Source organism: Chryseobacterium sp. CS3K3.1, from assembly GCF_059515165.1.
On sequence record NZ_JCAKRV010000001.1, the window covers coordinates 112,675 to 134,910 of the forward strand.

General features: G+C 36.5%; 22 protein-coding genes. 12 read left to right on the top strand and 10 right to left on the bottom strand.

Going from position 1 to position 22,236, the window contains the following annotated elements; genetic code table 11:
• Positions 1–38 precede the first annotated feature (38 nt).
• The 4 genes from AC5YGI_RS00480 to AC5YGI_RS00495 all read left to right on the top strand — a co-directional run bounded on the left by AC5YGI_RS00480 (position 39) and on the right by AC5YGI_RS00495 (position 3,565).
• The gene (locus tag AC5YGI_RS00480; protein ID WP_496167281.1) at positions 39–875 is read left to right on the top strand and encodes a glycosyltransferase family 2 protein; all 837 of its coding nucleotides are present in this window, start codon (positions 39–41) and stop codon (positions 873–875) included.
• Between the two features lie 145 nt (positions 876–1,020).
• The gene (locus tag AC5YGI_RS00485) at positions 1,021–1,563 is read left to right on the top strand and encodes an acyltransferase (protein WP_496167282.1); all 543 of its coding nucleotides are present in this window, start codon (positions 1,021–1,023) and stop codon (positions 1,561–1,563) included.
• A gap of 5 nt (positions 1,564–1,568) precedes the next feature.
• On the top strand, positions 1,569–2,408 hold the full coding sequence (locus AC5YGI_RS00490) for a glycosyltransferase family 2 protein (RefSeq protein WP_496167283.1): 840 nt from the start codon (positions 1,569–1,571) through the stop codon (positions 2,406–2,408).
• On the top strand, positions 2,408–3,565 hold the full coding sequence (locus AC5YGI_RS00495; RefSeq protein WP_496167284.1) for a glycosyltransferase: 1,158 nt from the start codon (positions 2,408–2,410) through the stop codon (positions 3,563–3,565). Before AC5YGI_RS00490 ends, AC5YGI_RS00495 begins: the two co-directional genes overlap by 1 nt.
• Here the strand turns inward: AC5YGI_RS00495 and AC5YGI_RS00500 are convergent, their stop codons facing one another.
• The 3 genes from AC5YGI_RS00500 to AC5YGI_RS00510 are packed head-to-tail and all read right to left on the bottom strand — an operon-like array spanning position 3,566 to position 5,556.
• Positions 3,566–4,324 (bottom strand): SDR family NAD(P)-dependent oxidoreductase, encoded by a 759-nt coding sequence (locus AC5YGI_RS00500; RefSeq protein ID WP_496167285.1) that lies wholly within the window; start codon positions 4,322–4,324, stop codon positions 3,566–3,568.
• A complete protein-coding gene (locus tag AC5YGI_RS00505; protein WP_047380387.1) occupies positions 4,324–4,557 on the bottom strand; it encodes a phosphopantetheine-binding protein in 234 nt (77 codons plus the stop codon). The genes AC5YGI_RS00500 and AC5YGI_RS00505 overlap by 1 nt, the downstream gene beginning before the upstream one ends.
• Positions 4,558–4,584: 27 nt before the next feature.
• Positions 4,585–5,556, bottom strand: a complete 972-nt coding sequence (locus tag AC5YGI_RS00510) for a 3-oxoacyl-ACP synthase III family protein (RefSeq protein WP_137904394.1) — start codon at positions 5,554–5,556, stop codon at positions 4,585–4,587.
• 53 nt (positions 5,557–5,609) lie between these two features.
• Between AC5YGI_RS00510 and AC5YGI_RS00515 the strand changes: the two genes are divergently transcribed.
• From AC5YGI_RS00515 to AC5YGI_RS00550, 8 genes are all read left to right on the top strand, one after another.
• Complete coding sequence (locus AC5YGI_RS00515; protein ID WP_202841688.1) at positions 5,610–6,179, top strand: acyltransferase; 570 nt, start codon at positions 5,610–5,612, stop codon at positions 6,177–6,179.
• A 37-nt stretch (positions 6,180–6,216) separates the two neighbouring features.
• Positions 6,217–7,365, top strand: a complete 1,149-nt coding sequence (locus AC5YGI_RS00520; protein WP_496167286.1) for a glycosyltransferase — start codon at positions 6,217–6,219, stop codon at positions 7,363–7,365.
• Between the two features lie 11 nt (positions 7,366–7,376).
• A complete protein-coding gene (locus tag AC5YGI_RS00525; protein ID WP_496167287.1) occupies positions 7,377–7,934 on the top strand; it encodes a serine O-acetyltransferase in 558 nt (185 codons plus the stop codon).
• 633 nt (positions 7,935–8,567) lie between these two features.
• Positions 8,568–9,236 carry a carbonic anhydrase gene (locus tag AC5YGI_RS00530; RefSeq protein WP_227941088.1) on the top strand — a complete coding sequence of 223 codons (669 nt, stop codon included), beginning with the start codon at positions 8,568–8,570 and terminating at the stop codon, positions 9,234–9,236.
• A 21-nt stretch (positions 9,237–9,257) separates the two neighbouring features.
• Positions 9,258–9,557, top strand: a complete 300-nt coding sequence (locus tag AC5YGI_RS00535) for a hypothetical protein (RefSeq protein WP_227941089.1) — start codon at positions 9,258–9,260, stop codon at positions 9,555–9,557.
• Between the two features lie 148 nt (positions 9,558–9,705).
• Positions 9,706–11,298 carry a SulP family inorganic anion transporter gene (locus tag AC5YGI_RS00540; RefSeq protein ID WP_496167288.1) on the top strand — a complete coding sequence of 531 codons (1,593 nt, stop codon included), beginning with the start codon at positions 9,706–9,708 and terminating at the stop codon, positions 11,296–11,298.
• A 51-nt stretch (positions 11,299–11,349) separates the two neighbouring features.
• Positions 11,350–11,985: a carbonic anhydrase gene (locus AC5YGI_RS00545; RefSeq protein ID WP_330745010.1), complete on the top strand. Its 636-nt coding sequence runs from the start codon at positions 11,350–11,352 to the stop codon at positions 11,983–11,985.
• Between the two features lie 248 nt (positions 11,986–12,233).
• Positions 12,234–13,160, top strand: coding sequence for a hypothetical protein (locus AC5YGI_RS00550; RefSeq protein ID WP_496167289.1), 927 nt, complete (start codon positions 12,234–12,236; stop codon positions 13,158–13,160).
• Positions 13,161–13,247: 87 nt separating this feature from the next.
• On the opposite strand, the gene pth is transcribed toward AC5YGI_RS00550, so the two are convergent.
• The 7 genes from pth to mfd all read right to left on the bottom strand — a co-directional run bounded on the left by pth (position 13,248) and on the right by mfd (position 22,094).
• The gene (gene pth / locus AC5YGI_RS00555; protein ID WP_496167290.1) at positions 13,248–13,811 is read right to left on the bottom strand and encodes an aminoacyl-tRNA hydrolase; all 564 of its coding nucleotides are present in this window, start codon (positions 13,809–13,811) and stop codon (positions 13,248–13,250) included.
• A gap of 87 nt (positions 13,812–13,898) precedes the next feature.
• On the bottom strand, positions 13,899–14,831 hold the full coding sequence (locus AC5YGI_RS00560) for a hypothetical protein (protein WP_137904398.1): 933 nt from the start codon (positions 14,829–14,831) through the stop codon (positions 13,899–13,901).
• 99 nt (positions 14,832–14,930) lie between these two features.
• Positions 14,931–15,806 carry a hypothetical protein gene (locus AC5YGI_RS00565; RefSeq protein WP_330745007.1) on the bottom strand — a complete coding sequence of 292 codons (876 nt, stop codon included), beginning with the start codon at positions 15,804–15,806 and terminating at the stop codon, positions 14,931–14,933.
• Positions 15,807–15,958: 152 nt separating this feature from the next.
• On the bottom strand, positions 15,959–16,696 hold the full coding sequence (locus AC5YGI_RS00570) for a hypothetical protein (protein WP_330745006.1): 738 nt from the start codon (positions 16,694–16,696) through the stop codon (positions 15,959–15,961).
• 8 nt (positions 16,697–16,704) lie between these two features.
• Entirely contained in the window at positions 16,705–17,529 is an 825-nt protein-coding gene (locus tag AC5YGI_RS00575) for a hypothetical protein (protein WP_330745005.1), read from the bottom strand.
• Positions 17,530–17,531: 2 nt separating this feature from the next.
• Positions 17,532–18,353, bottom strand: coding sequence for a hypothetical protein (locus tag AC5YGI_RS00580; protein WP_330745004.1), 822 nt, complete (start codon positions 18,351–18,353; stop codon positions 17,532–17,534).
• A gap of 372 nt (positions 18,354–18,725) precedes the next feature.
• Positions 18,726–22,094, bottom strand: a complete 3,369-nt coding sequence (mfd, locus tag AC5YGI_RS00585) for a transcription-repair coupling factor (RefSeq protein WP_446106972.1) — start codon at positions 22,092–22,094, stop codon at positions 18,726–18,728.
• Positions 22,095–22,236: the final 142 nt, after the last annotated feature.

Here is a 22,236-nt window from a genome sequence, read left to right on the forward strand (position 1 = left end):
CCAAATTATAATAATCTACTCAATTTAAATCACTTAAGATGAAATTTTCAATATTAGTCGCCCACTTCAATAATGCAGTCTATTTCAAAGATTGTTATGAAAGTATTATGCAACAGACTTACACTAACTGGGAAGTTATTATTGTAGATGACTGCTCAGAAAAGCAGGAGAAAGATGCCTTAAAGGAGCTTATCCGCAACGATGACCGCTTTTTTTTATATGAAAATGAAACCAATAAAGGAGTAGGATATACCAAGAACAAATGCATAAAACTTGCAACCGGAAATGTATGCGGCTTTTTAGATCCTGATGATGCCCTTACCCCTGATGCGCTGGAAAAAAGTATAAAAGCCTATTCTGATCAGGAGATTATAGGAACCTATTCAAGATTTTATATATGCGATGAGCATCTTACCATTCAAAAGCTGTTTCCTCACTCCGCAAGAATAAAGAATGGAAGCAAATATTTTTTTAATATCAATTTTGAAATCGCCCATCTTTTTACTTTTAAAAGAGATCAATTTATCAATTGGAATACAATTGATGATACTCTGTCCTCTTCTGTAGACCAGGACCTTTACCTGAAACTTTATGAAAGGGGAAATCTGGTATTTGTCAACAGAGGTCTTTATTTATACAGGAATCATTCACAGGGCGTTTCTCAAAATAAAGATAAAAAAGAAAAACTTTATAAAAACTGGCACCAGGTATTGTATAATACCCTTACAAGAAGGGGAATTAAAATACTTTATAAAACAGATATTCAACAGATTTCCAGACTTCCCGATTTTATTTTTAAAAAACAAAATGCATTCTTAACCAGGCTCTTTAGAAAAATAATCAGAACAGTAGATAATTTTTATAGTAAAGTATAAGTATATTAGCCTTAATATAAGTCTGAAAGGAAAATCCGGATTACTGCTGTAAACGAATGTTTTATAAACAGATACAGACAACATGGCTTTTACGTTACATAAAAAAAGGTATATTTGTATAACCCAAATGATCAAAAGATAGTATATGTTCTATGATTTTTTTGAAAAAATAAACAGGAAAAAACAACTGTTTCTGCTGAAAAGGCATCCCAATGTATTTTTTGAAGATCTCAAATTAGGTGTTGGAAACCGCTTTATTTTAGATAATAATTTAAAAAAGCTAAGCATTGGTTCAGCTGCAGACTTCAGAAATTACACCTGTATCCTGATCAATAAAAATGCTGTCCTGGAAATAGGAAGTCACTTTTTTATGAACAACTTCTGTTCCATAAACTGTTTAGAACATATATCAATCGGCAACAATACTTTATTCGGTGAAAATGTGAAACTCTATGATCATAATCATGCGTATGAGACGTCCCCTGCAATAAAAATACATCCTTCCGAATTTTCAAAAGCACCCATAAAAATAGGAAACAATTGCTGGCTTGGAAGCAATGTAACCGTACTGAAAGGGGTAACTATAGGTGACAACTGCATCATTGGTGCCGGATGCACAATTTATAAAGATGTCCCACCCAATACCCAGGTCATCAATAAGCAGGATCTGAATTTCAAAACCTTCTAAATCTGATGAAGTTTTCAGTACTTATCGCTCATTATAACAATGCAGCCCTCTTCAAGGATTGTTACCATTCTTTGCTTAAGCAAACCTATCCGGATTGGGAAGCTGTAATTCTGGATGACGCTTCCAGGAAGCAGGAAAAAGAAGAAATACAATTAATCATTCAGGGAGATAAAAGATTTAAATTCTTTGAAAACGAAATCAACTCCGGGGTAGGGGTTACAAAAAGTAAACTTATTGAACTTGCTGCCGGAGAAATCTGTGGCTTTGTAGATCCTGATGATGCCATTCTTCCTACAGCCATTGAATCTGCGGTACGTCTTTTCAAACAAAAAAAGAATGCTGTTCTTACTTATTCCAGATTTATGATCTGTGATAAGGATCTTAAACCTGTTACACCGTTCAAATCTTCAAGACAGGTAAAAAACGGAGATCCTTATTTTTTCAATTACCCCATTCAGATAGCCCATTTTGTAACGTTCAGAAAAGATGTTTATGAGCAAACTGAAAAAATGAATCCGGAATTAAAAATTGCAGAAGATCAGGACCTGTATCTGAAAATGTATGAGCAGGGTAATATTTATTTTATTAATGATATAAACTATCTCTACAGGACCCATGATGGAGGAATTTCTCAAAATAATAATAAAGAAAGATCTTACGATTATTTCGCACAGGTAATTTTTAAAGCTATGAAGCGGAGAAACCTTAAGATGATCAATGGGAAAAAAATTCCTGAGCAGTATTCCGTCGACAAGGAAATTTTTGCCCTTCTGGAATATCAAAACGGAATTTTATATAGGATAAAGAAAAAAATCTCTCTTACTTTACAAAAAATTTTCAGATAATGTCGGAAAACAGGAAAATAAAAATTCTTTTCAGACACCGCTCCATGGAAATGGGTGGCGTAGAAAAAGTGATGTTAAGTATTCTCAATAATCTTAACCCTGATAAATTTGATATCACCGTATGTCTCACTCTTAACCAGGGAAAACTACGTGATGAACTTCCGAAGCATATCAGAAAAATATACCTTACCGATGGAAAAGAAGATTTTTCCAGCAATTCTATTTTACAGAAACTTCAGCTCGTTAAAAGAAGAATAAGACTGAGAAATCTGAAAAATACCCCTGCCATTGCAGATCGTCTTATCAATGATACTTTTGACATTGAGATCGGGATGGATTACAGAGACTATGATGCCGTTCTGAATTCAACCAATAAGAATTCAAAAAAAATCGGATGGTTTCACTCTGAAATTAATGTTCCTAAATTCCAGCCTCTGGTTCCGTATATTCTAAAGAGTTTTCCCCAATTTGACCATATGGTATACTGTTCCCACAAGATAAAAGATATGATGCACCAGCATTACCCTAATCTTAATTATCCGGCGGAGAGTGTGATTATCAATCCTATTCCTATCGAGGAAATTAAACGTAAGGCAGAAGAAAAAGCTGGCAAATTTCCGGAAGGGCCTGTTTTTGCATCTATTGGAAGACTTCATTCCAGAAAGGGATATCATAAACTTATCGACGCACATAAAAAGCTTATGGATGAGGGGTTTCATCACAGCATCATTGTCATCGGTGACGGTGATGAAATGAACAACCTCAGGGCACAGGCAGCCAAAAATAATGTTGAAAAAACATTTATTCTGGCTGGAAACCAAATGAACCCCTATCCTTATATCAAAAAAGCGGATTATTTTATTCTTCCTTCAGAATCTGAAGCATGGCCGCTGGTCATTGCTGAAGCCTTAATCCTGCAGAAGCCCATTATTGCAACAGAAGTAGGTGATGTAGGCCTTATGATCAAAGACCGTGAAACAGGATATCTCATCAATTATGAAGTAGATGAAATGTATGAAGCCATGAAAACATTTCTGACAGACCACGAACTGATAGCTCATATCAGAAACAATCTAAAAACCATTGAAGATCAATTCGATAACAAGAAAATATTCGACAGCGTAGAAAACATTATAGAAACACTGTACAAAAAGTAATTACTGTGCAGAATAGCCTCCGTCAATCACAAGGTTGCTGCCCGTAACCCATCTTGAGGCATCAGACAACAGAAAAATGCAGGCATTCGCTACATCTTTAGGTTCACCTATTCCCAGCGGATGTTTTTTTATGATTTCTGATGAAGCTTCTTCTCCGATATTTTCAAACATTTTCTCTAAAATCGGGGTATTAACCATTGCCGGACTAATGCTGTTGACCCGAATATTACTTCGTGAAAGTTCCATAGCCAAGGAACGTGCTCCGGAAATGATTGCTCCTTTACTGGCAGAATAAGCCGCTTTTCCCGCCTCTCCTACCATTCCTGCAACAGAAGAAATAAATACGAAACTGGAGTTTTCGTCTTTGTATTTTTTTAAAGATAAAATTTTAGCAATTTCAAGTCCAGCAATGACATTGACAGCAAATATATCCTGATACAGCTGAGTATTGTGTTTTTTTAATGGTAACGTTTTTTCGATACCGGCACAGTGAATAAACCCCGATATTTTCCCTAAAACTGATACTTTATCTGCAATCATTGCTTCAAGGTTTTCAGGTTGGGTAATATCTTCAGTAATGGTTTGAACTTTTGTTCCAGGATCAAGCATAGAAACGGTTTTCATCAGTTCTTCCTGGTTTCTTCCTACAAGAATCAGATCAGCACCGCTTTTGCTGCATTCTACAGAACAGCTTCTCCCGATTCCGGAAGAAGCGCCTGTAATGAGAATAATTTTATTTTTTAATGAGAAAGCATCCATTAATCCTCAAAATTTTCTTTTCCTATAACATTCATCAGATCTGAAACGGTTTCAATATCTTTAAAATGCTTGGTATCAATTTTTTTGCTGAAATTTTCGTCTACAAAAGCAATAACAGAAAGTAAACTGATAGAATCATAGCTTTCTAAAGATTTCAGGTTCGTTTCAGTAGTCAATGTTTCATCTTCTTCCAATTCTTCCTGTAGTTTTTCTAAAAAAACGGATGTTTTCATATTTTATAATTTTAAATGTTTGTTCTTTTAAATTTCCATAATAGTAGCACCCCATGAATATCCAACTCCAAATCCTGCCATTAAAACCTTATCTCCTTCTTTCAGCATTCCTTTATCCATCATATTTTTAAGAGCAATAGGAATTGTTGCAGAAACAGTATTCCCGGTTTTTTCCATGTCAATATAAAACTTTTCTGCCGGTATTTTTGTTTTCTTTCTTAAATAATTCAGCATAAAAGAATTGGCCTGGTGAAAAACAAAATGATCGATATCATCCATGGTCATTCCGTTCACTTCCAATGTTTCCTTTACCAGTCCCGGAATATTTTCAATCGTAAAATTAAAAATTTCAGGGCCGTTCATATAAATATTTTCGGGGCCGAATTCGTGTTCCGGATTCAGTTCGAAGTCTTTTTTAAAAGCTCCTTTTTTCACCATAAGATTTTCTGCACCGCTTCCGTCTGTTCCCAGGCAGAACTGATAATCATTACCTTCAGCCTTTTCAATAATAGCAGAGGCAGAGGCATCTCCGAATATGCTCCGGTTTCCTTTATCATCAGGATGAATATGTTTGGTGTACGTTTCTGAAGTAACCAAGAGAATACTCTTTGCAATTCCAGCAGCAATCAGTCCTTTTGCAAACGCTAATCCATAAACAAATCCTGAACAGCCAAGGTTAAAATCTATAGCTCCGATATTTTTTCTAAGCCCCAATCTGTCCTGCAAAATACAGGCCGTTGTAGGGAGAAAATACTCCGGACTCTGCGTACAGAACAAAATAAAATCTACCTTGTTTCTGTCATAGTTTTCGAAAATTTTTTCTGAAGATTGCACAGCCATATCCAGTACGGTTTCGCTGTCAGAAGAAATATGGCGCTGGGAAATACCTACTTTCTCCTGGATACGTTCGGAGCTCCATTCAGGAAACTGCTTTTCAAGATCCTCGTTAGTTAACACCTGCTGAGGAAGATAATATTCTATTTTTGAAATTTTCATCATATTAATAAATTCTCTTTCTTTGCAAAAGTAACGAAAACAAATTTACACTTGTGATGATTTTTATATTCAGAATCTTATTAAAAATAGACTCTCTCTATCATTCTTTTTTGAATAGAGCCAGCCTTGAAGTGGCAAAATACAGAGGTATGAAAGTAGGAAAAAACTTTAATATGCCTGATAAAGTGTATTTCGGAACTGAACCTTACCTTATCGAAATTGGTGATAATGTCAACATTGCCGGAGATGTAAGATTTGTGAACCATGGTGGAACGACTACTCTGCTCAGAAAACTTCCGGGCTATGAAGATGCAAGAATACTGGGAAGAATAAAAATCGGAAATAACTGTACCATTGGTCTCAATGCTGTTATTATGCAGGATGTACAAATTGGAAACAACTGTATTTTGGGTGCCAACTCTGTATTATCACAGTCTATGCCAGACAATACGGTCTTTATTGGAAACCCGGCTCAATTTTTGTGCACTATTGAAGATTATGGTGACATTGTTCTTAAAAACAACCCTGAATATCCCCGTGAACTGGAAAAAGACAGAAAAAAGCTGGATGCCTATATCAAAGAAAATCTTCCTCACAAGTATAAAAAAGCAAGAAAAATTAAATAAATTTATCTTGTAAAATCATAAAATAGAAAAAAACAAATTGAAAAAGAAAAAACTCCTCATTCGTATTGGTTCATTACGTCACGGTGGTGCAGAGAAAGTATTAATCAACTTTTTGAAGAATCTGCCTGCTGATAAGTATGAAGTTGACCTTCTGCTAAATCTCTATTCGGGATTATATATTAAAGAGGTCCCATCATGGGTGACACTGTACTATTTGACAAAAGGAGAAATGATCACCACCAACAGGCTGCAGGATATTCCTGTGAAAGCCTACAGGGTTCTTTATCAGAAAATGTTCCTTTGGTTCCCTTCCCTTCTTTATAAATTTGTTTTAAAGAATAAAAAATATGATGTAGAGATTGCTGCCATTCATGCGATGCATCAGGAAATTCTCTCCAGTCCTCAAAAAGATTCGAAAAAGATTATCTGGGTACAGAATGATATTTTCAATTTAAAAGAATATACTCCGGAAGTCATCAGACAGTTTTTCAGGTTCGACAGAATTCTGGTCATTTCCAACAAACTTCAGGAAGGAATGCATGATTTGGCTAAAAGTGAAGCTGAAAAAGCATCTGTTATTAAGATCTTCAACCCTATTGACAAAAACGATACGTTAAGAAAGGCGGATATTGAAGTTGATGATTATCCTTTCAACAATGATATTCCCACTTTTGTAACAGTAGGAACCGTATATCCTCAGAAAGGATACGACAGATTACTCAATGTTCACAAAAAACTTATTGATGAGGGATTGAAACATCAGCTTCTGATCATCGGCGACGGGTATGATTTTAATACTATTCAGGATCAACTCAATACACTTGGTCTTCAGGATACTGCAAAAATGCTTGGCTTTAGCAGTAATCCTTATCCTTATATGAAAAAGGCGGATTTCTATATTATGTCCTCAAGACATGAAGGATTCCCAACAATCATTGCCGAAGCTCTTATCCTCAACAAACCTATTTCTGCTACGGATATTTCCGGCATCAGAGATCTTCTGCAGGATGGAAAGCTTGGAAATATCACAGCAAATTCCGAGGAAGGAATTTATGAAGGAATGAAAAAGTTTCTTACGGATAAAAATATTGCTGAAGAATACAAAAAACGAATTTCGGAAACAGAGCTTCCGTTTGTTCTGGAAAAATCTGTGGAACATCTTCAGAAAATAATTGACGAAGTTTAAAAACATTTACGATGGCCGATTATTCAATCATTCAAAAAGACTTTTACCGGGAAAGCGGAAAGTGGCTTTCAACGTTTCAGATCTGGAAAAAATGCATCAATCCCAATCTTCACTTTGTTTATATTCTGAGAAAAGCACAGAAGTATCAGAAAACCCCTCTTCTGAATATTTTCTGGAGAATTGTATTAAGACATTATCAGATCAAATATGGTTTTCAGATTTATCCTGAGACGCAGATTGGTGAAGGCTTTTATTTAGGACATTTTGGAAGCCTTGTCATCAACCCAAAAACAGTGATCGGGAAAAACTGCAATATCGCTCATGGAGTAACCATAGGCCAGCAAAACCGCGGAAAAAATGAAGGATATCCTGTAATTGGCGACGAAGTCTGGATAGGCACCAATGCTGTCATTGTAGGAAATATCACCATCGGAAATGATGTATTGATTGTTCCCAATTCTTATGTCAATTTTGATGTTCCCTCCGGTTCTGTTGTCATTGGAAATCCCGCAAAAATCATCCCTACAGCAGATGCAACAAAGGATTATATCAACCGTAAGGTGCCGTAAACCCAGTATTGATTATAAAAATTCCTCATACATTTTCCGGCAAGATCACATACATTTGAAGAGAAAGTAAATTTGTAGTTCTTCACATCGTAAGAAGCAAATCAAATCAGCCAATGATCACCCCTCAATCTCTATGCTTTAGCTTTTTAGAAATTCTTCTGGTGAGGGATTCCCATATTTTTTTAATTCCATTAAGATGATTTTTTAGAATTACATCCACTATCAAATGCTAGTAAAAAAATAGATCGCAGACCAAAATCAGACATCAGATAGAGAGATTAGGAAGAGATGTAAATTATTCATTTTTTGGCAAATACAAAGTATTTTTATTAACTATTTCAAAAGAACAATTGAAGGTCACCTAAATAATTAAGAATATTTTAATTCACAAATCACAAATTTTAATTTATACTTCGTAATTTTATCCTGCTTTTTAAACGTTTGAAGTTCCTCAATACCTGTAGTACAAATAATATTGGAATAGTGAATATGATTTTAAGCATATTTTAATATTAAACTTTGTTAAAAGTGATTTATTATTTAGCAAAAATTATATTTTTGCATAATTATTGATTTAGTCTATTGATTTTGGAAATAATTTAAACGAAATAAATAATTATACATTTTAAAATTATGTCACAATCGTACGAGGTTATTTTCGAAAACAATAAAAAATGGGTAGAGTCCAAAGTAGCTGAAGATCCAGATTTCTTCCATGAACTTGCCAAAACTCAGCATCCCGATTATCTGTATATCGGATGTTCGGATAGCAGGGCTACTGCAGAAGAGTTGATGGGAGCAAAACCCGGAGAAGTTTTTGTTTACAGAAACATTGCCAATGTTGTTAATACTTTAGATATGAGTTCCACAGCAGTTATTCAATACGCTGTAGAACATCTGAAAGTAAAACATATTATTGTCTGCGGACATTACAACTGTGGCGGTGTAAAAGCAGCGATGACTCCTCAGGATCTGGGATTATTGAATCCATGGCTGAGAACCATTCGTGATGTGTACAGATTACATCAGACAGAGCTGGATTCTATTGAGGACGAAAACAAGCGTTATGACAGACTTGTAGAACTGAATGTTCAGGAGCAGTGCATCAACGTAATCAAAATGGCCTGTGTACAGGAAAGATACATTTTAGAAGAGTATCCTATTGTTCACGGCTGGGTATTTGACCTTAGAACAGGTAAAATCATTGATCTGGAGATTGATTTTGAGAAAATCTTAAAAGATATCCAAAAGATCTATAATCTTACAGGTTCAGATTGGGTAATGAGCAGAAAGACTAAATAGTTTTTCCAAAAAGAAGGTAAAATGAAATTCTGGAGTATTATTGTATTAACGTTTTTTCTGAATTTTACAGCGCTGCCGGGCATTGCTGCGGTTGCGGGCTGGGATATTGCAAGAACGAATGTAATAATCAATGAAGAAGAGCCTCATTCTCACCCATCCTCATTCATTGTTTACGAAAAGACCATTCCGAAACCTTTAGATGTATTCGATTATCTGAAGTTTTCAGAACCTGATGTTCAGGGTATGTCTTTTATTCTGATTGATGATTCTTTTCATCTTTCACCTTTACTTACTATATTTTCTCCCCCTCCGGAAGCGTAACTCCTATAGTTAGATTTTTTTGATACCATTTCCATATCATTTTTTGATATCGGAGACTCATGTACATTAAAAAATTATTTTTTCTCAACTTTTTATAACTGACTTATTTAAAAACAAATAAGCCGGCTATACCTTACAGCTTCACATTATGAAAAAGACATCATTAATAGGAGGAATCAAGGAAAATTTTCCTTCAGGACTCGTGGTATTTTTAGTAGCACTTCCGTTGTGTTTAGGAATTGCTTTAGCATCAGGTGCACCACCCTTATCCGGTATTATTGCCGGTATCGTAGGCGGCCTGGTAGTAGGAACAATCAGTAATTCAAATATTTCAGTTTCCGGGCCTGCTGCAGGTCTGACAGCTATCGTTTTAACAGCAATTACAGATCTTGGCGCATTTGAACTCTTCCTTTGTGCAGGGATTATTGCAGGACTTATTCAATTGGTTTTAGGGTTTGTAAGAGCCGGAAGTATTTCCAACTATTTCCCGAATAATGTTATTGAAGGAATGCTGGCAGCGATAGGAATCATTATTATTTTAAAACAGATTCCGCATGCTTTAGGATTCGATAAAGATTATGAAGGCCATGAATCTATTTTTGATAACGGCCTGAACTTCGGATATTTTACAGAATTATTGGGAGCGATCCATCCGGGAGCCATTGTTATTACGCTGGTTTCTGTAGCGATCCTTATCGCATGGGACAAAATCCACGTACTGAAAAGAATGAAAATGCTTCCGGGAGCATTGGTTGCCGTAATTATAAGTATTCTTTTGAATCAATTCTTTAAGATGTCCGGAAGCTCTCTGGCTATCGAAACCCAGCATTTGGTTTCCCTTCCGGTTCCACAGTCTTTTGATGATTTTAAAAATCTGATTACGACTCCGGACTTCAATGGTTTTACTAATCCAAAAGTATGGATCGTAGGAGCAACAATTGCGATTGTGGCCTCTATTGAAACGTTACTTTGTATTGAAGCCTCAGACCGGTTAGACAGACAGAGAAGAATTACAGATACCAATCTTGAGCTTAAGGCCCAGGGAATCGGAAACCTTGTAAGTTCTTTTATTGGAGGACTTCCAATGACTTCTGTTGTGGTAAGAAGTTCTGCAAATGCCAATGCAGGGGCCACCTCAAAAATCTCGGCAATCATTCATGGAATCTTCTTATTGATCTGTGTTCTTTCTATTCCTGTTGTTCTCAATTTAATTCCATTAGCTACATTGGCTGCGGTATTAATTTTAGTAGGATATAAACTGGCAAAGCCGGCTACGTTCAAACATTTCTGGCACTTGGGAAAATTCCAGTTCATACCGTTTGTAGCAACCGTTGTAGCTGTAGTAGCAACAGATCTGCTAAAAGGAGTAGGAATTGGTCTTACCATCTCCGTTTTCTATATTCTTCAGGGAAATATGAAAAGAGCTTATTATTTAAGCAGAGAAAGGCTGGATGACGCTGATGGAATCAATATCAAGCTTGCTGAAGAAGTATCATTTTTAAATAAGGCAGCCATCAAAAAAACTCTTAAAAATATAAAACCAAATTCTACAGTGATCATTGATGCAAGAAGTACGTCCTATATTGCCACCGATGTACTGGAAATGATCCAGGATTTCGCCAATATCCGTGCAAAGGAACAAGACATCAATGTAGAACTGATAGGCTTTAAAACTTCATACAGAGATTACGAAAGAAGTGAGGATTCTCATATCCTGGTAACTCACAAAAGAGCCATGTAATCTCAATAATTAATTAATTTTTTTAACTTTAAATTCGAAAACAATAAAAATATGAAAGCACATACATACGAAACCCAGTCTACTATTACTCCTGAGAAAGCATTGGAATTCTTAAAAGAAGGAAACCAGAGATTTGTAAACAATCTTAAGGCAAACAGAGACCTTCTTGAACAAGTGAATGCAACACGTGAGGGACAGTGGCCATTTGCAGTAGTTTTAAGCTGTATAGACAGCCGTACGTCTGCAGAGCTTATCTTCGACCAGGGATTGGGAGACATCTTTAGTATCAGGATTGCCGGTAACTTTGTGAATCAGGACATTCTGGGATCTATGGAATTCGGGTGCAATGTTGCCGGTTCCAAGCTTATTGTAGTATTAGGACACACCAAGTGCGGGGCGTTGAAAGGAGGCCTTGATGCCGCACAAATTGAAGGGCTGGGAATGGATAACCTAAACCACCTTATCAACCATTTCAACCCGATCATCAATGAAATCATTGAAGAAAACGAAGAACGTTCATCAAAAAACAGCTCGCTTCTTGAAAGGCTTAATCAGCAAAACGTAAGAAGTGCAATAGAAGATATCCGTAAGCAAAGTTCAACACTTAAAAATCTTGAAGCTGAGGGTAAAATTAAAATCGTAGGAGCCAATTATGACGTTGAAACAGGTGCTGTAACCTGGTTGTAATAAGTAATATTCTTTTAAAATTCAATTATAATTTACACAAAATGCCGCCGGAATTCCGGTGGCATTTATTTTTTATCGTATATCATCATAAAATAAGATAATTATAAACCTATCTTGTCAATAAACTGGCGTAAACGGTTAGTATATTTATTTTAAAAAGAGTTTGTTTTCATTATCGGAAAATAATTATATATTGGCGCAATTGAAATAATATTTTCAATAAACCATGACCACAAACTCAATAGAATATGATTTTTCCAAAAGCAAAAAAAATAGCCAGAGACCTTGGATGGCATAAAACAAACCATAAGGTGTTCGGACTTTACAAAGGTTATTTTTTCAACGTTTCAGACGCAAGTATCATACACACTCCACAATTCAAATATGTTTCGGTAACAACCGGCTATTTAACGGAGGAGCAAAGGCAGCAAATCAAAACAGAACTAACCATCAATAAAAAACGGCTAAAATTCACTCTCTTCGAAATCAGAGAAAATACCATTTATTTTCAATTCACTGAAAATTTAATGCCTACTAAGATAAAGACTGTTTATGCTCTTTTTGATTTTGTGGTTGATTTATTAAAAAAATTAAACATACCGGAGCAAAACAGATGTCATAGTTGTGAAACCAATGAAAAAATTACCTATTACGATCTGAACCATACTGGTGTACTCCTTTGTGATGATTGTTTTAAACAGACAGATAATAAGTTCAATAAAGTTGAAAAAGAAAGAATTTCAAAAGAGAAAAACTATCTGACAGGATTTTTAGGGTCCGTTGTTTTCTCAATTCCTGCCATTATACTTTGGGTTTTACTTGCAGTATATTTAGGAGGTATTTCCTCAGGAATGGCATTTGTTATCGCCCTTCTTGGTTTTTTAGGCTATAATTATTTCAAAGGATTTCGTGGAAAACTGACAAGATACATCATCTTCTTCACAAGCGTTATAAGCATATTTGCAGCAAATATAATCACTGTTATCGCTTTATTGATAAAACAAGGGTTCACCATTAGCCAGGCAGTATTGGAATTTCAAACAAACCCTGTAGCAAATGAAATATTTATGCAGAATATTATTCTATCCTTTTTATTATCATTTATTCCTTGGATGTGGATATTATTTATCAGGAAAGACGATCAATTAACTATAAAACCAGCAGAAAAATTTTAACAATACCTTAAATAAATGACTGCCTTGTTTTTAAGGCAGTCATTTATTCTATAAACTATGGTAATTGCAGTTTTTTCCCTTCTGAAATTATTTCCCGTTAAAAGTGGACATCGTATTATTCAATCCGGCAAAAACGAAAGAAAGAGCAGCTTTGGAAAAGGTCTCAATTCTTTCCGCAAGCTTTTCAGCTTCTTCCTCATTCCACGTTCCTAATACATAATCTACCTGTCTTCCGGCAGCAAAATCTGCAGAGATTCCAAAGCGAAGCCTTGCATAATTTTGAGTCTGCAATACTTCATTGATATTTTTAAGTCCGTTATGCCCTGCATCTGAACCTTTTCCTTTCAATCTTAAAGTCCCGAAAGGCAAAGCAAGATCATCAGTTATAATAAGAACATTCTCCAAAGGAATATTTTCTTTCTGCATCCAGTATTTCACTGCATTTCCGGAAAGGTTCATATAGGTGTCCGGTTTCAGAACAAAAACTTTTCTGCCTTTGTGCTTTCCTTCTGCCAGCCAGCCAAAATTGGAGGTATTGAATGATACTTCAAGGGTTTCCGCTATTTTCTCAGCTACTTTAAATCCTATATTATGTCGTGTATTTTCATATTCAGAGCCTTTGTTACCAAGCCCGACAATTAAATATTTCATCAGAAATTTTTTGCAAAATTAAGGTATAAAAAATAAAAAACTCAATCTTAGGAAAGATTGAGTTTGAATATTGTTAAAAAAATTCTTCTATTGTGGCTTATAGATGTAATTAACACCATATCCTTTTGTCATGTAAGTCTGAGGATCATAAACGTAATTGGTACTCTTTACAACCGGTGTTGGAATTGGCGGCGTAAGATCTGTTACCGACCATCTCTTAGGGTTGTTCGGAGACAAGATAAGACTTTCTTTATCATTGATTATCGTAGATAATAATCTTGAGATTTTATATACATGCGGCAACAATGTGAATGGGCTTACCTGCTCATCATATGCATAGTATTCGTAGCTGTATTTTCCGGTAACGGCACCAAATGCTCCTCCTGTCATTGTTCCGTAGTGTCTTACTACTTTAGAAACATTATCTCCTACGTAAGTATAAGCTGTCTTAGAATAATCGGTGAAATTAAGTGGGGCTCCTGGAACATCCGGACCGTTTCTCATAATGATTGAATCCAGTTTTCCTGTGGCAGTGCTATACTTAACCTGATAAGATGTTTTCTCTTTTCTCAACAAAGTCTGTGGTCCCGGAGGATCTCCAGGTATTACAGGCGGAGTTCTTCTGAAAATAGAACGGTTTTCAGAAATCGTCTGAAGTTTGCTGTTGTTTCCGTAAGAGAATAATTGGGTGTAGGATACACTGTCTTTATCCAGTTTCCCGTTTCCGTCCAGATCAAGGAAACCGTTAAAATTAATCTGGCTGATTTTATCGCCACTGTACATAATATCAGTGATAGAAGCACTGTCTGTGATTACTTTAGTCACAAGAAGCCCGCTATAACGATATTCTGCGATGGTGTCTTTATCTGTAATTTCTCTGTATAATGCTCTGGGACCGCTTAATCCTCCTGTTTCGTTAAGATCCAGCAAAGGATTTCCATCCTCATCCAGCATATCCTTGCAGGAATGTACTGAGGAGAAACCTGCGATCAGTAAAATAAAATAGAAAATTTGCTTCATTTCCTTGTAATTGATTATTTTTTTGACAAATATAATTTTTTTTTGCCTAAAACTTGTAATATTATTTATATTCTGGTAAGATTAATAACTATATTTCTACTATAAATTTTTATAGGTAAAAGTTACATTCTGATTTTTCTCAACAACCACATACCCTTGATTATCATAAGAATAGCTTTGAGCCGTATTAACAGGCGCAGCCGGTGATGGTAATTCTATAAACATAGAAGTGGGATTGTTCGGAGATATTTTATAGAATTGTGCCGGATTGATCAGACTTCGGGTGATGAAATATACTGATGGCAAGGTAGAATATGGGCTTTTCTGACTATCATAGTTCTGGAAACTATACTTGCTTATTACGGCCGTACTCATATTCGGGTTTCCATTGATATCCAGCAGACCTTTGGAACAAACAACCTGAATAACATTATCACCATTGTACACAAAACTGTAGTCAATAAATCTGTTATAGGCACTGATTCCACCTTCTTTTCTTTTCTCAAGAATTTTGGTAAGCTTGTTGGTCGTTGCACTATAGGTAAACGCATAGTCACTTACAACAGACACTGACGGCGTTGCTCCGGTGGCTGTAGAAGTAGCATTATAAATCTTTTTACCTGTAGCATCAGGAACAATATTGAATTCATAAGTGAGGCTGGAGGCTGCTGAGCTTACATATTTAACTTTAGTGATATTTTTATTGGTGTATGTTACCGTTGCTGTATAATAAGCACTTCCGCTAAAAGACTCATCTTTGGATACTGCTGTCTGCAGATCTCCGGTTACCGCTGTAGTAGCATACTCTTCCTGAGTAACATTATTCGAACTAACCTTCGATAAAATCTTTTTAGGAGGTGGCCCGTCATCCGGATTCGGGATGGATTCTGTGGGATCAGAGGTAGTAGTACATGCTGTCAGCAGCCCAAGAAAAGCAATACCGGCAAACATTTTAAAAAAATAGTTTTTTACCATATAGAATTTTTTTAGCTTGTCCAAATATAATTCAATTTTTGATAATACACTTTACTTTATCTGAACAAATTCACAAGAAATAGAGTTAATAAACAAAAAAAATCTAAAAACATAACGTTTTTAGATTTCCTATTATTGTATGATCATGAAAATTAATAAGGCTGCAATATGGATGTCGTCAAAACAGACTGCGACATATCACTGTTGAGAAAAGCAGTATCAACCGCTGTTCCTATTCCAAGTACTGTTCCTGCAATGGCTCTTTTTATACAGGCTACTTTAACGGAATACTGATTTTGGGGAGTAAGATCGGTAAGCGTAGCATTAAGGTTAAAAATTTTATAAGCACCGCTGTCCCCCAATAATACGTCCGTTCTCACTGCTCTAAGGGCATCATTTATAAAAACACCACAGGCAAAACTTGCAGAATTTGTACCTGTCTTCTGAACAGTGGTCTGAAATGAAAAAGTAGCTTTGTTGGTACCGTTGGTAACAGAAAATGTATCTACTGTTCCTGGGATTACAGTCCAGCCTCCCGTCAGAGGATCTCCATTACCATAGGGGCTAGTAGCACCACTGGCACCAGAAAAGCTGATTCCTGTTTTATCTGCAACAGTGTTGATAGAAAAAAGAGACATACTTCCCTGCCCGTCAGCAATTTTAATAGCTTTCCAGTCATTTGTACCTAAATCCGCATTATTGTGAAATATATCACCAGCTGTACCGGCAGAACCTTTCAGTAAATCAGTACCTCCTGTTCTTAATTCTTTTCCTACGTTAAGATCTCCGTTCACATCCAGCATATTAGTCGGATTAGGAGTATTAATACCCACCTGGGCATTTGTTGCAGCTGCTAACAAAAGAGATGTAACAAATAATATTTTTTTCATAATCCTTCTTAATTTATAATCGTGTTAAATACTTCCGGAACTTCATACACATCTATTTTAAGGGAAGACTGTGAAATAAAGCTGTTGATATTGCTATACACATTAGTTCCAATGGAAAGTTTATTTCCTGTACCCGAAGCACCATAGGAACCTAGTCTTGTACATGCCACACTTACCGTATGGTCTCCTTTGGAAAGATTGTCTACAATCCCGATCTGAGTATGAGTAAGGAAAGGATATGACGTAGTAATGGCTTTCAAATTTCGTTGTCTCAGGTTGACCAGTTTGTCATCCACAAAAATTCCGCAAGCATAGTCTATAGAGTTGTCTGTACTTCCTACCGCCCCAAAATCTGCCTGTACAACAGTTTCGAACTGAAAATAAGCTTTACTTTGGGTACTGAATACACTGATTACATGTGAAAGCCCGTCTATTTTCTTGAAGTTGGTAAGAGTACTATATTGTTTTCCCTGTGTAAATGTTCCTCCTCTCGAAGTCATACTTACCGAAGAATTTTCGGAAGAGGTAAAGGTAATTCCTGTATTATCCGAGAATGAGTTGTTATAAATCAGGTAAAATTTATTAGGTTCGTATTCAGGAATCCGAAGTGATTTCCACATCGGTGGAAAACCTTCACCCTGAGAAACCAGTATCTGGTCATTATTTCCATGAAAAACAGAATTATCAGCAGAATTAAAAACCCCGATTTTATTTCTGAAATTCACATCTCCGTTTACATCAAGTTTTGCTTTTGGGGACTCTGTTTTTATTCCTACCTGAGCTGTTGCCAAAAGACTTATGCTAAAAAGCAGTGTTGATAATAGTTTTTTCATCATTAGTTGTTTTTATAGCTCACGTATTCGATAACATCCATTTTCATGGTAGATTCCAGAGTAAATGCACTGGAAGCTCCATTTGAAGACTGCACATTACGTCCGATCGCAAATTGCGAAGCAGCGCTTGAAGTATCAATCTTTCTGCATGCAATGTCAATATTATGAACACCTACAGGAACGTTCTGCTCAGTATAGTTAAGGGTAAAGATATAATCCTGAAGTCCGGCTTTTCCGCTGTTGTTATTGGAAGCGATTCTATCCGGGCGTACGGCTACCAGTGCTCCGTTTCTGAAAACACCGCAGGTAAATCTGACGCTTTGTATTGTAGTAGCTGTGGAAGCCTTCATTTCAATACCGGTCTGGAACTGGTAAGTAAGCCTGTTTCTCCCGTTTTTGATGGTAAAAGTATTGCTAAGCCCGTCTATTTTTTTCCAATTCCCTTTTGTGATATCAGAAATGTTATCCCCAACTTTGTTGGTGTAGATACCATCACCGGCAACACCGTCCGTAAGTGAAATAATACCCGTTTGATCCGACGACAGATAAGAATTAATCAGCTTATACTGTCCCTCTTCCATAAAGGAAACATTCAAAGATTTCCACACAGGAGGCAAACCCTCGCCCTGAGAAACCAAAACCTGGCCGTTTAACCCGGCCTCTCCGGCCTGAGTTGAAGTACCTCCTACTCTAAGTTCTTTTCTTAAGGTGGTTTTTCCGTTCACGTCAAGAACGGATTTAGGCTTTGAAGTACCGATTCCCACCTGTGCGTTGGCATAGATTGAAAGAAGTCCAGCCACGCAGCAATGTATTATTGTTTTCATAATTAAGGACTGCAAAGGTACACAACGAAGTCCAAAAAATTCCAGTTATACATCTATAAACCTATAGAAATAAACACATTACAGAATAGAATTAATCACACATAAAAGTAGAATTATTTCTACATAACTCTACTTTCAACATCTCAAAAAAATCATATAACGTCTCAAACCCTTACTGTACGGGGACTTACAGGATTCTTTTAATCATTGAAAAGTGATTTTAAATGCTCAAAAACTACCTTAATTCTCCTCAACAGGAATATTACAAAATAAAAACATGATAAGAATCACAAAAAAACGTGCAAAAATTAAGTTTTTTACACGTTTCTAATAATTTTTATGATATTATTTCCAGTAAACAGGAATTAAAATTTAATCATGTTCAATGATTGCTTTCAACAACAGATTAACCTCATCTACATTTTTAACTCTTTCTTTTCTCATCATCAACTGATTACCTTCTTTTCCGGACTTTTCTTTAAGCTGGGCCTCAGCCGGATTCCGGGTCAGATAATTAATAATATGCCTGAATCTGTCTGTCTGATAGAATTTATCCTGAGGATTTCCCGGGAAATAGCCTAAAAATACTCCGTTTTTCATGACAATCTTTTCAAAGCCAATATCAGCAGCAAGCCATTTCAGGGAAACACTTTTTAAGAGATTGACAGCTTCTTTCGGCAAAGCTCCAAAACGGTCAATCAGCTCCAGTTCAAACTGATGAAGATCTGCTTCGTTGGTAATTTCAGCAATTTTCTGATACAGCAGCAGCCTTTCTTCAGTATTGGAAATATAGAAATCCGGCAGCATCAACTCTAAATCAGTATCAATATTGACATCCTTCACAGATTTGAAAAGCTTTTGTCTGTCTTCTTCATTTTCAAAAAGACTTTCAAAATCAGCATCATCTTTCAGCTCTTCTAAAGCTTCCTGCATTAGCTTCTGATAAGTTTCAAACCCCATTTCATTGATGAACCCGCTCTGTTCGGCACCCAGAAGATCACCGGCACCACGGATTTCCAGATCTTTCATCGCAATCTGGAAACCACTTCCCAGATCTGAAAACTGTTCAATAGCTTCCAGACGTTTTCTGGCATCGGAGGTCATCATATCATAAGGAGGAGTGATCAGATAACAGAATGCTTTTCTGTTGCTTCGTCCTACCCTTCCTCTCATCTGATGCAGATCCGCCATCCCAAACCGATGTGCATCATTGATAAAGATAGTATTGGCATTCGGCACATCTACCCCACTTTCTACAATGGTAGTGGATACAAGAACATCATACTTACCTTCCATAAAATCCAGAACATTCTTTTCAAGCTGTTTTCCTTCCATCTGCCCATGTCCCGTAATTACTCTCGCATCCGGAACCAGCCTTTGAATAAGCCCTGCAATATCTTTCAGGTTTTCGATTCTGTTATTGATAAAATATACCTGGCCATCTCTCTGCAGCTCGTAAGAAACCGCATCACGAAGCGTTTCTTCATTGAATCCTATTAACTGTGTATCTACAGGCTGCCTGTTCGGCGGCGGTGTTTTGATAACGGATAAATCCCTCGCTGCCATCAATGAGAACTGTAAAGTCCTCGGAATAGGAGTGGCTGTAAGTGTAAGGGTATCAACATTATTCTTCAGCGTTTTCAATTTATCTTTTACTGAAACTCCGAATTTGTGCTCTTCATCAATAATCAATAAACCAAGATCTTTAAATTTCACAGAACTGCTTACCAACTGATGCGTCCCGATGATGATATCTACTTTTCCGTTCTTTAAAGCCTCTAAAGTCTCTGACTTCTGTTTGGCTGTCCTGAATCTGTTGACATAAGCAACATTTACCGGAAAATCTTTTAGCCTTTCTTTAAAACTTCTGTAATGCTGAAAAGCAAGAATGGTTGTAGGCACTAATACTGCAACCTGTTTTCCATCCGTAGCCGCTTTAAATGCGGCCCTGATTGCAACTTCCGTTTTACCGAAACCTACATCTCCGCACACAAGCCTGTCCATCACCGTATCAGCTTCCATATCTCTCTTCACATCTACGGTAGCCTTTTCCTGATCCGGAGTATCTTCATAAATAAAGCTGGCTTCCAGCTCATTCTGCAGGTAGGAATCCGGAGTATACGCAAACCCTTTTGCCGTTTTTCTCTGAGCATACAACTGAATAAGGTCAAATGCAATCTGCTTTACCTTCGCTTTTGTTTTCTGTTTTAAAGATTTCCAGGTCGGAGATCCCAGTTTACTCAGAACGATTTCTTTTCCATCCGGCCCATTATATTTTGAGATCTTATGTAAAGAGTGAATACTTACATATAATAAGTCCCCGTTTTTATAGGTCAGTTTGAAACATTCCTGAATCTTTCCGTCATTGTTCACTTTCACCAATCCCATAAACTTCCCGATTCCATGATCGATATGGGCAATATAATCCCCGATTTTCAGAGACATCAGGTCTTTCAGGGTAAGCTGTTCAGATTTTGCAAAAGTATTTTTCGCTTTATATCTCTGGTAACGGTCAAAGATCTGATGATCCGTATAAACCAGCAGTTTGTGCCCATTATCAACAAATCCTTCGTGCAGTTCAGACTTAAAGCTTTTAAATGGGAGCTCATGCTCAAGTTCTTCAAAAATAGACTCCAGCCTTTCTTTCTGTTTTTCTGTTGAAAAGGAAATCCAGGTATCAAATCCGTCATTCTGCTTTTCTTCAATATCTTCGATCAGCAGTTCAAAGTTTTTATGAAAAGAAGGCTGTGGAAGCTGCTCCATTTTTACTTCAGTTACTTCTTTCAATCCTTCAATGATGATTCCTCCAAAATCAACCGTTTTGAATTTTTTATAATCGAACAAAAACTCCTGATCAGAAATAAAAAGTTCCTGCGGAGTCCTGTGAGCAATATCTTTACTTAAGCTATCATATTTTTCCAGAGACTTTTCGTAGAACGCTCTTATCTTCTGCATTCCCACCATTCCGTTTCTGGAAATTACAAAACTTTCCGCAGGCAATAACTGCAGCAAAGAAACTCTGGTTCCCGTCACAGAAAAGTTCATATTGGACACCAGCTGAAAATCTTTTACTTTATCTACCGAAAGCTGGGTTTCGATATCAAAGGTTTTAATACTTTCCACTTCATTACCGAAGAAAGTAATTCTGTACGGCTTTTCATATGAATAGGAAAAGACATCTACAATTCCTCCTCTTACAGAAAACTCTCCCGGTTCTGAAACGAAATCAGCCTGCTGGAAGTGATAATGATTAAGCAGTTCATCCACAAAATCAAAATCAAGCTGATCCCCAACTTTTATATGATGAGAAATTGCTTTAAAATCTTCCTTTTTCAATACCTTTTCAGATAAAGCTCCAGCATAAGCCACAATCACTTTCGGAGATCTTCCGGAATTTATTTTATTGAGGACCTCCGTTCTTAAAACCAGATTCGCATTCTGAGTCTTTTCTACCTGGTAAGGTTCAAGGTGGGTTGCCGGAAAGTATAACACTTTATCCTTACCCAAAAGATCCTCCATCTCCGTATTGGCATACAAAGCATCCTCCTTATCATCTACCAGATAAAGAATATTTTTCTTCTGAACCAAAAATAGCTCCGCCACAAAAATAGAAACTGAGGATCCGGCACTTCCTTTTACAGCAATATGCTGATTGTTTTCTAAGTGGGTAAAAATTTCTTTTCCAAACTCTTTCTGCATAAGGTCTGGAAGGAACTTTTCATTGATGGATTTTAACTGCATAAATAAGTAATGGTATAAACGACAAAGCGATTTCGGGAGTTTTCCGAAACCGTTTATGATATACAAAGGTACGCATATTTTTTATCTTCCTCTAAAAAACGAAAAGACTGATAGTTTAAAATGAAGGACTTAGCACCACAAT

Excerpts from the sequence above, each read along its gene's own strand:
- AC5YGI_RS00480 (WP_496167281.1), top strand. The coding sequence starts at position 39 with ATGAAATTTTCAATATTAGTCGCCCACTTCAATAATGCAGTCTATTTC.
- AC5YGI_RS00485 (WP_496167282.1), top strand. The coding sequence starts at position 1,021 with ATGTTCTATGATTTTTTTGAAAAAATAAACAGGAAAAAACAACTGTTT.
- AC5YGI_RS00490 (WP_496167283.1), top strand. The coding sequence starts at position 1,569 with ATGAAGTTTTCAGTACTTATCGCTCATTATAACAATGCAGCCCTCTTC.
- AC5YGI_RS00495 (WP_496167284.1), top strand. The coding sequence starts at position 2,408 with ATGTCGGAAAACAGGAAAATAAAAATTCTTTTCAGACACCGCTCCATG.
- AC5YGI_RS00500 (WP_496167285.1), bottom strand. The coding sequence starts at position 4,324 with ATGGATGCTTTCTCATTAAAAAATAAAATTATTCTCATTACAGGCGCT.
- AC5YGI_RS00505 (WP_047380387.1), bottom strand. The coding sequence starts at position 4,557 with ATGAAAACATCCGTTTTTTTAGAAAAACTACAGGAAGAATTGGAAGAA.
- AC5YGI_RS00510 (WP_137904394.1), bottom strand. The coding sequence starts at position 5,556 with ATGATGAAAATTTCAAAAATAGAATATTATCTTCCTCAGCAGGTGTTA.
- AC5YGI_RS00515 (WP_202841688.1), top strand. The coding sequence starts at position 5,610 with ATGATTTTTATATTCAGAATCTTATTAAAAATAGACTCTCTCTATCAT.
- AC5YGI_RS00525 (WP_496167287.1), top strand. The coding sequence starts at position 7,377 with ATGGCCGATTATTCAATCATTCAAAAAGACTTTTACCGGGAAAGCGGA.
- AC5YGI_RS00530 (WP_227941088.1), top strand. The coding sequence starts at position 8,568 with ATGTCACAATCGTACGAGGTTATTTTCGAAAACAATAAAAAATGGGTA.
- AC5YGI_RS00535 (WP_227941089.1), top strand. The coding sequence starts at position 9,258 with ATGAAATTCTGGAGTATTATTGTATTAACGTTTTTTCTGAATTTTACA.
- AC5YGI_RS00540 (WP_496167288.1), top strand. The coding sequence starts at position 9,706 with ATGAAAAAGACATCATTAATAGGAGGAATCAAGGAAAATTTTCCTTCA.
- AC5YGI_RS00545 (WP_330745010.1), top strand. The coding sequence starts at position 11,350 with ATGAAAGCACATACATACGAAACCCAGTCTACTATTACTCCTGAGAAA.
- AC5YGI_RS00550 (WP_496167289.1), top strand. The coding sequence starts at position 12,234 with ATGATTTTTCCAAAAGCAAAAAAAATAGCCAGAGACCTTGGATGGCAT.
- pth (WP_496167290.1), bottom strand. The coding sequence starts at position 13,811 with ATGAAATATTTAATTGTCGGGCTTGGTAACAAAGGCTCTGAATATGAA.
- AC5YGI_RS00560 (WP_137904398.1), bottom strand. The coding sequence starts at position 14,831 with ATGAAGCAAATTTTCTATTTTATTTTACTGATCGCAGGTTTCTCCTCA.
- AC5YGI_RS00565 (WP_330745007.1), bottom strand. The coding sequence starts at position 15,806 with ATGGTAAAAAACTATTTTTTTAAAATGTTTGCCGGTATTGCTTTTCTT.
- AC5YGI_RS00570 (WP_330745006.1), bottom strand. The coding sequence starts at position 16,696 with ATGAAAAAAATATTATTTGTTACATCTCTTTTGTTAGCAGCTGCAACA.
- AC5YGI_RS00575 (WP_330745005.1), bottom strand. The coding sequence starts at position 17,529 with ATGAAAAAACTATTATCAACACTGCTTTTTAGCATAAGTCTTTTGGCA.
- AC5YGI_RS00580 (WP_330745004.1), bottom strand. The coding sequence starts at position 18,353 with ATGAAAACAATAATACATTGCTGCGTGGCTGGACTTCTTTCAATCTAT.
- mfd (WP_446106972.1), bottom strand. The coding sequence starts at position 22,094 with ATGCAGTTAAAATCCATCAATGAAAAGTTCCTTCCAGACCTTATGCAG.